The sequence below is a fragment of the Inquilinus sp. genome (assembly GCF_039594555.1).
In the GTDB taxonomy this organism is placed as follows: Bacteria; Pseudomonadota; Alphaproteobacteria; order DSM-16000; family Inquilinaceae; genus Inquilinus.
Genome location: NZ_JBCNNF010000345.1, coordinates 1 through 7,429, shown reverse-complemented (window position 1 = coordinate 7,429; position 7,429 = coordinate 1). Strand labels below are relative to the sequence as shown.

Genomic DNA, 7,429 nt, shown 5'->3' with positions numbered 1-7,429 from the left:
TCCTGGAACGGCATCGGCAAAGCCCCCCTTTGCCGTCCAGGAAACCTGTCAACGATGTATCCGGTCCATTCTGTCCACTATCTAACCGGTTCGGACCATTTAGTCCCCCCTCCCCTTGCGGGAGGGGGTAGGGGGAGGGGTCTGCGCGCGTCCGCGCGCGAATGCATGAAGGAGGAGCCTCGGCATCGGGGCCGAACCATCAGAACCGGGCCGGTTCCAGCGGTGAGAACCCCCTCCCCTATCCCCCTCCCGCGAGGGGAGGGGGGGCTCGTTGAGCCTCACGGCGCCTGCGGCAGCGGCAGGGCGACCGAGCCGCTCGAGACCACGGCCAGCTTCCAGCCGTCGACCTGGGTGCCCTCGACATTCAGGTGGCCGACCAGGAATTTCAGCCGCTCCGGGTCGTCGCCGGTCGCCGTGCACATCCGGTCCTGCAGGTAGAAGGGCGGCTGCGCCTGGTAGTAGAGCGTGGCCTTGACCGCGATCGGGCGGCTGCCGGCCGGCAGGTCGGACAGCGGCAGGTCGTAGACCAGACTGTCGCCGCCGCCCGCCTGGTAGTCCGGGTCGTCGCCGACGCCGGTGGAGCCGGCCTCCTGCGCCAGCTCCTCGCCGGCGCCCAGGGCCTTGGCGATCTGGGTGCGGTCGGCCAGCGGCAGATAGCCCTGCGGCAGGATGCGGTTGTCCTTCACCGTGGTGCAGATCGACAGGAAGCTGGTGGTCAGCATGCCCTGGGGCGCCTTGCCCGGGCCGCACATCGCGGCGGTGGCGTTGGGCGGCGGGGTCGACACCAGCTCCTGGTAGATCTGGGCCTGGTCCTGCCGGCTGATGGTCTGGAAATGCGGCTGCATCAGCCGCGCTTCCGGCCGGATGCGGGACTTGCAGTCGTCGGTCCACCAGTATTCGCCCGCCAGCGGCGTGCCGGCCTGGTCGACCAGCGCGCCCGCCGCGTTGGTGCGGCCGGAGGCCCAGAGCGTGTTGCCATTGCCGTCCAGCACCTGGAACTCGATGAAGGCGCGGCGGAAGCCGACGCCGGAGGGCAGCTTGTGCCCGGTCTTGCTGCGCACCGTCACGGTGGCCTGCAGCCGGCCGCCATCCATCGACACCTTGCCGACGCTGACATCCGCGGTCTGGCTGGCGGCGAGGTCGAGCATCGCCTGCTCGGTCCGCACCAGCGGGGCGACGCCCTTGGTCAGCATCGGGTCCCCGGTGGGGATGCCGAGCACGTCGGGGAATTGCTGCGCGATCTTGATCAGGAAGACGTTCAGCCCGACCAGCGTGTGTGCGGCGAAACCGTCGCGCACCTGGAGGTCGATATCCTCCGGCCCCAGATTGTTCTCGGCCTCCGGGAAGTTGCTGTATTCCTGGATGCTGGCGATCTTGCTGCGGATCGGCTTGCCGTCCGCCGTCTTCGACGGCATGTGGCATTCCTGGCAGGACTGGGCCAGGCTGCCGGGGCCGAGCGGCAGCGGCCCGTCGGGCGTGGTGCCGGTGCGGTAGGCGCTGAACGCCCATTCCGGATAGGTCGTCTGCTCGTAGATATGGGTGATGACCGCCGGAGCCTGCGTGGTCGCGGGCGTCGCCGTCTGGAGCACCGGTTGGACCGCGGGCTGCAGCACCGGCAGGTGCACGGTGTGGCAGCTGCCGCAGACCTCGGAGCTCTTGATCGCCGCATCGTGCTCCGGCGTGATGCCGAGCGCGTTCTGCATCGGCTTGACCTGCGGCTTCTCGAACGGGCCGATCAGCTTGTCGGGCGCGCCGACGAAGAAGCTGCCGGTGAAGGTGCGGGCGAAGCCGGTGTTGTCCGGGTTCAGGAAATCCTGCCGCTTGACGATGCAGGCATTCTCCGGAGCGTCGGCGATGCCGGCGGCGGCATGGCCCAGCGCCATGCGGTGGCAGGACGTGCAGGAGATGCCGTCGCGCGCGAGCGCGCCGTATTTCGCCTGCGCCGCGGTCGGGTTGCCGTCCGGCCAGGGCACCGCATTCACCATCTCGCGGGTGAAGTCGAGGCACTTGCCGGCATCGGCGAAGGTGTCGATGTGGAACTGCCGCTGGCCCTGGATGCCGTGGCAGCCGAGGCAGGTGTCCTGGACGATCTGCTTCGCATCGGGATGGAAGCTCTGGGTCTCGCTGGCCAGCTGGGCGAAGAAGAACGGATCGCGCCCGGCCAGCCCCATCGGCGAGCTGCGCCAGGTGGCGTAGGGCGACAGGTTGATCAGATTGTCGCCATGCGGGTTCGGCGCCGTCATGTCGAATTGCAGCCCGGTGCTGCCGGCGTCATGGCAGCCCAGGCATTGGGTCGAGGAGACGAACTGGTCCGCCGGGCGCGGGCCGCCGGCGGTGACCCAGGTGTTGTCGTAGCTGGCCGACGCCATCATCGGCACCGAATCCCACCCCGGCATCTTCAGCAGATAGGCGCGCAGCGCCTGGTCGACCGCCGTGTCGGCCTGGTACAGCGGCTCGCCCAGCCGGGTCACATCGTCCGGCGGCAGGGTGACGGCGCGGTGATGGTCCGGCGGCGTCGGCGGCGAGAACCAGGACTGGCTGAGATAGACCAGCGGCCGCCCCGGCTCGCCCTCCATGTTGCGCGGCGAGGCGAAGGTCAGGTTGTCCTTGGCCGAGGCGTGGCAGTTCATGCAGTACTGGGCGAAGCCCATATTGCCGATGCTGTTGTTCGGGCTCGCCGGCCAGTCGGGCGACCAGCCGCCATTCGGCCCGAAGCCGTACCAGCCCCAGAACCAGCCGTCATGCGAGGCCTTGCTGTCGCGGATCATCACCGCGGCGCCGGAGGTCGGGTACAGCTTCACCGGATCGACATCGGCACAGGCGGCGGCCGGATACGGGAACATCTCCTTGACCATGATCGCACCGTCCGGCACCGGGGGCGGCGGATTGGTCCCCGCCGCCTCGCCGGAGCGGTGCGCGACCAGCCAGTCGGCCATGTCGGGCGAGTACCAGATCACCACCGGGGTGTGGGTGCCGAAGCCCTTGCCCTGCCAGGCGCCGTCCACCAGCGTCGCGGTGAAGGGGCCGGCATCGCGGACATGCTTGTCACGGCGCCAGCCGGAGGCGGCGTCGCGATGGCAGTAATTGCCGAAGAACTGGTTGAGCTTGGCCTCGTACTGGTCGAGCGGCAGGGCCGAGGGGTGGCGCACGGCGTCGATCAGGCTCTTGCACAGATCCGGGTCCGTCGGCGTCAACGGCAGCGGCCGTTCGGCGGTGCAGATGGCCGGATCGGCCAGGGCCGGCGCGGTGAGGAGAAGGAGGCCGGCGGCCAGCAGCAGACCCGCCCGTCGCGCCGCCCCGCGAAGCCGCGCCAGCGCGCTCCGGTCGGCCGAATCCATCGCTTTGCGCATGACGCCCCCCGGCGGCTTGCCAATGTTCAACTCAAAACAGAAACGCGGCCGATACGGCGGCCGAATTCAGAAATTCCTAAAACAGGATCAACCTATCACCCGGAATCGGCGATATCCAATCGCTTAATTCGCGAATAATTTTCTCTAAATGCAACTCTAGCGGAACGTCTTGCCCTTAAAAGCGCGTCATGGCGAAGCGCGGAGCGCCCTGGCCATCCACAGGCGGTGCGAGCGGCCCTGGATGGCCACGCCCCTACCGGGGCTCGCCATGACGGGGTTGGTGTCAGTCTCAAGACCCGGAGCAGGCCCCCGGCGGCCGATGCCGGGGGCCTGCCGCCGAACTCAGGCGATGTCGAACCGGTCGAGGTTCATCACCTTGGTCCAGGCCGCGGCGAAGTCCTGCACCAGCTTCGCCTGGCCGTCGGAGCTGCCATAGACCTCGGCCAGCGCCCGCAGCTGCGAATGCGACCCGAAGATCAGGTCGACGCGGGTGGCGGTCCACTTCGACTCGTCCGTCTTCCGGTCCCGGCCGATGAACACGCCATGGGCATCCGGAGACGGCTGCCACCGCGTGCCCATGTCGAGCAGGTTGACGAAGAAGTCGTTGGTCAGCACGCCCGGCCGCTTGGTGAAGACGCCGTGCGGCGAGTTCCCGGCATTGGCGCCCAGCACGCGCAGCCCGCCGACCAGCACCGTCAGCTCCGGCGCCGTCAGCGTCAGCAACTGCGCCCGGTCGACCAGCAGCTCCTCGGGCGGCAGCGGATGCGTGCCGGCGCTGAGATAGTTGCGGAAGCCGTCGGCCTTCGGCTCGAGCGGCGCGAAGGAGGCGACGTCGGTCTGCTCCTCCGTCGCGTCGGTGCGGCCCGGGGTGAAGGCCACCTGGACATCCTGCCCGGCATCCTTCGCCGCCTTCTCGACCGCCGCGCCGCCGGCGAGGACGATCAGGTCGGCCAGCGAGATCTTCTTGCCGCCGGCCGCCGAGGCGTTGAAGTCCTTCCGGATCCCCTCCAGGGTCTCCAGCACCTTGGCCAGCTGCTCCGGCTGGTTGACCTCCCAGAACCGTTGCGGCGCCAGCCGGATGCGCGCGCCGTTGGCGCCGCCCCGCTTGTCCGAGCCGCGGAAGGTCGAGGCCGAGGCCCAGGCGGTGGCGACCAGCTGTGGCACGGTGAGGCCGGAGGCGAGCACCTTCGCCTTCAGCGCCGAGACGTCCCCGGCATCGACCAGCGGATGGTCGACCGCGGGCAGCGGGTCCTGCCAGATCAGCGTCTCCTGCGGCACCAGCTTGCCGAGATACCGCGCCCGCGGGCCCATGTCGCGATGGGTCAGCTTGAACCAGGCGCGGGCGAAGGCGTCGGCGAACTCCTCCGGATGCTCGTAGAAGCGCCGCGAGATCTTCTCGTAGACCGGGTCAAAGCGCAGCGCCAGATCGGTGGTCAGCATGCCCGGGGCGTGCCGCTTCGACGGGTCGTGCGCGTCCGGGACTTGGTTGGCGCCGGCGCCGTTCTTCGGCGTCCACTGATGGGCGCCGGCCGGGCTCTTGGTCAGCTCCCAGTCATATTCGAACAGGTTGCGGAAGAACTCGTGGCTCCACCTGGTCGGCGTCGAGGTCCAGGTCACCTCCAGGCCGCTGGTGATGGCGTCGCCGGCAAAGCCGCTGCCGTGGCTGCTCATCCAGCCCAGGCCCTGCTCGACGATGTCGGCGCCTTCCGGCTCCTTGCCGACCTTGGCGGCGTCGCCGGCGCCATGGGTCTTGCCGAAGCTGTGGCCGCCGGCGATCAGGGCGACCGTCTCCTCATCGTTCATCGCCATCCGGCCGAAGGTCTCGCGGATGTCGCGGGCTGCGGCCACCGGGTCCGGGTTGCCGTTCGGACCTTCCGGATTGACGTAGATCAGGCCCATCTGCACGGCGCCGAGATGGCCCTGCAGCTCGCGGTCGCCGCTGTAGCGCTCATCGCCCAGCCACTTGCCCTCCGGGCCCCAGAAGATGTCCTGGTCGGGCTCCCAGGTGTCCGGCCGGCCGCCGGCGAAGCCGAAGGTCTTGAAGCCCATGGATTCGAGCGCGACGTTGCCGGTCAGGATCAGCAGGTCGGCCCAGGACAGCTTGCGGCCGTATTTCTGCTTGATCGGCCACAGCAGGCGGCGCGCCTTGTCGAGGTTGCCATTGTCCGGCCAGCTGTTCAGCGGCGCGAAGCGCTGCTGGCCCCGCCCGCCGCCGCCGCGGCCGTCGCCGATGCGGTAGGTGCCGGCGCTGTGCCAGGCCATGCGGATGAACAGGCCGCCGTAATGGCCGAAATCGGCTGGCCACCACTCCTGCGAGTCGGTCATCAGGGCCTTCAGGTCCTTGATCACCGCATCCAGGTCGAGGGTCTTGAATTCCTTGGCGTAATCGAACGACTCGCCCATCGGGTCCGACAGGGCGGAGTGCAGGTGGAGCACCGAAAGATTCAGCTGGTCCGGCCACCAGTCGCGGTTGGTGTGACCGCGGCTGCCGCCGCCGGTGACGGGGCACTTGCCTTCGCTGGCCATGTTCCCTCCGTTCGCGCTGCTCAGTTTTGAGTCGTTCTAAACTAGAACGATCCCAGGCCGGAGTCACCAGCCCTTCCGACGCCGCGGCCAATGGCATGGACGGCGGGGCGGTGATGGACATCCGGCCGCCGCGGTCCCATGTCATCCCGGCCGCAACCGCCCGGGATTTGCCTTGGACCACGCCGCCGAACTGGACCGCCTGGACCGCCTCGCCACCCTGCTGGATTCGCGCTGGCGCCTGCCGCTGCTGGGCTGGCGCTTCGGCCTGGATTCGGTGATCGGGCTGGTGCCGGGGCTGGGCGACGCGGCCGGCGGCCTGCTCTCGGCCTGGCTGATCCTGCGGGCGCGGCGGCTGGGCGCGCCGAACCGGGTGCTGGCGCTGATGGCCGGCAATGTCGTGCTCGACGTCGCGCTCGGCACCGTGCCGGTGCTGGGCGACATCCTCGACATCGGGCTGAAGGCCAACCGCCGCAACGCCCGGCTGCTGCGGCGGCATTTCGAGCGGCAGGGCGTTCCTGGGTGAGCCTCAGCCGACCGGTTGCGCCAGGGGGAATCGCCAGCTGCCGTCCAGGATCTCCGCCTTCGGGCGGAACAGGACCAACCCTCACCCTCTCTCACTACGCGAGCCCGGCTTCTCCCGCCAAGCAGGGGAGGCAGCGCGAGAAGACGTCCGAGATCCGATCAGACTTCGATGCGACCGGATCTCAATTCGTTTCGCTCCAGAGACTGAGACAGCCGCCCCATCACGCCCCGAACGGCCCGTCCTCGGCGAAGACCAGCCCGGCGAAGCGTTCGCCGATGCGGGCATGGGCGGCGGCGTCGGGGTGCAGGTCGTCGGGCAGCGGCAGGTTCTCGTGGTCGGCCGGGCCGTACAGGTCCCGGCCGTCGAGATAGTGCAGGTTCGGGTCCTGCGCCGCCCGCTGCGCCACGATCCGCGCCAGCTCCTCCCGGATCACGGCCAGGGTCAGCCTGCCCTCGCCGCTGTCCGCCGGGTCGCCGGCCGCGCGGAAGCGCACGATCCCGGCAGCCAGCGCCGCGACATCGAACGCGGTCGGCCCCGGCGTGTCCTCATGGATCGGGCACAGGATCGGCGACACCACCAGCAGCGGGGTCTCGGGATGGCCCTCGCGGAGGGTGTCGAGGAAGCCGTGCACCGCCGGGCCGAACGCCCGCAGGCGCATCAGGTCGGCATTGACCAGGTTGATGCCGAGCTTGAGGCTGATCAGGTCGGCCGGCAGGTCCCGCATGGTGCGGGCGGTGAACGGGTCGAGCATGGCGCTGCCGCCCAGGCCGAGATTGACCAGCTCGACCCCGCCGCGCGCGGCAGCGACGGCCGGCCAGGTGCCGGTCGGGCTGGCGGCGTCGGAGCCGTGGCTGATCGAGCTGCCATGGTGCAGCCACACCCGGCGGGCCGAGGCGGCGGCCGGCGCCACCGGCGCGTCGGTGCGCAGGGCCAGCAGCTCCGTCGTCTCGTTGTGCGGCAGCCAGATCTCGATGGCCTTGTCGCGGTCCGGCAGGCCGGCGAAGCGCACCGTGCCGGCCGGGCCGGGTTC

Annotated in this window: 4 protein-coding genes; 1 reads left to right on the top strand and 3 read right to left on the bottom strand. The window is 69.7% G+C overall.

The window, feature by feature from the left end; all coding sequences use genetic code 11:
- Nucleotides 1–278: 278 nt before the first annotated feature.
- Both ABDW35_RS27825 and katG read right to left on the bottom strand, forming a co-directional pair.
- Nucleotides 279–3,350, bottom strand: coding sequence for a hypothetical protein (locus ABDW35_RS27825; protein ID WP_343717109.1), 3,072 nt, complete (start codon nucleotides 3,348–3,350; stop codon nucleotides 279–281).
- A 342-nt stretch (nucleotides 3,351–3,692) separates the two neighbouring features.
- Entirely contained in the window at nucleotides 3,693–5,876 is a 2,184-nt protein-coding gene (gene katG, locus ABDW35_RS27820; RefSeq protein ID WP_343717108.1) for a catalase/peroxidase HPI, read from the bottom strand.
- A 172-nt stretch (nucleotides 5,877–6,048) separates the two neighbouring features.
- On the opposite strand from katG, the gene ABDW35_RS27815 reads away from it, so the two are divergent.
- Nucleotides 6,049–6,399, top strand: coding sequence for a DUF4112 domain-containing protein (locus ABDW35_RS27815; protein ID WP_343717107.1), 351 nt, complete (start codon nucleotides 6,049–6,051; stop codon nucleotides 6,397–6,399).
- A gap of 220 nt (nucleotides 6,400–6,619) precedes the next feature.
- On the opposite strand, the gene ABDW35_RS27810 is transcribed toward ABDW35_RS27815, so the two are convergent.
- Nucleotides 6,620–7,429: GDSL-type esterase/lipase family protein (locus ABDW35_RS27810; protein ID WP_343717106.1), on the bottom strand; the 810-nt coding region annotated here is incomplete at its 5' end.

Excerpts from the sequence above, each read along its gene's own strand:
- ABDW35_RS27825 (WP_343717109.1), bottom strand. The coding sequence starts at position 3,350 with ATGCGCAAAGCGATGGATTCGGCCGACCGGAGCGCGCTGGCGCGGCTT.
- katG (WP_343717108.1), bottom strand. The coding sequence starts at position 5,876 with ATGGCCAGCGAAGGCAAGTGCCCCGTCACCGGCGGCGGCAGCCGCGGT.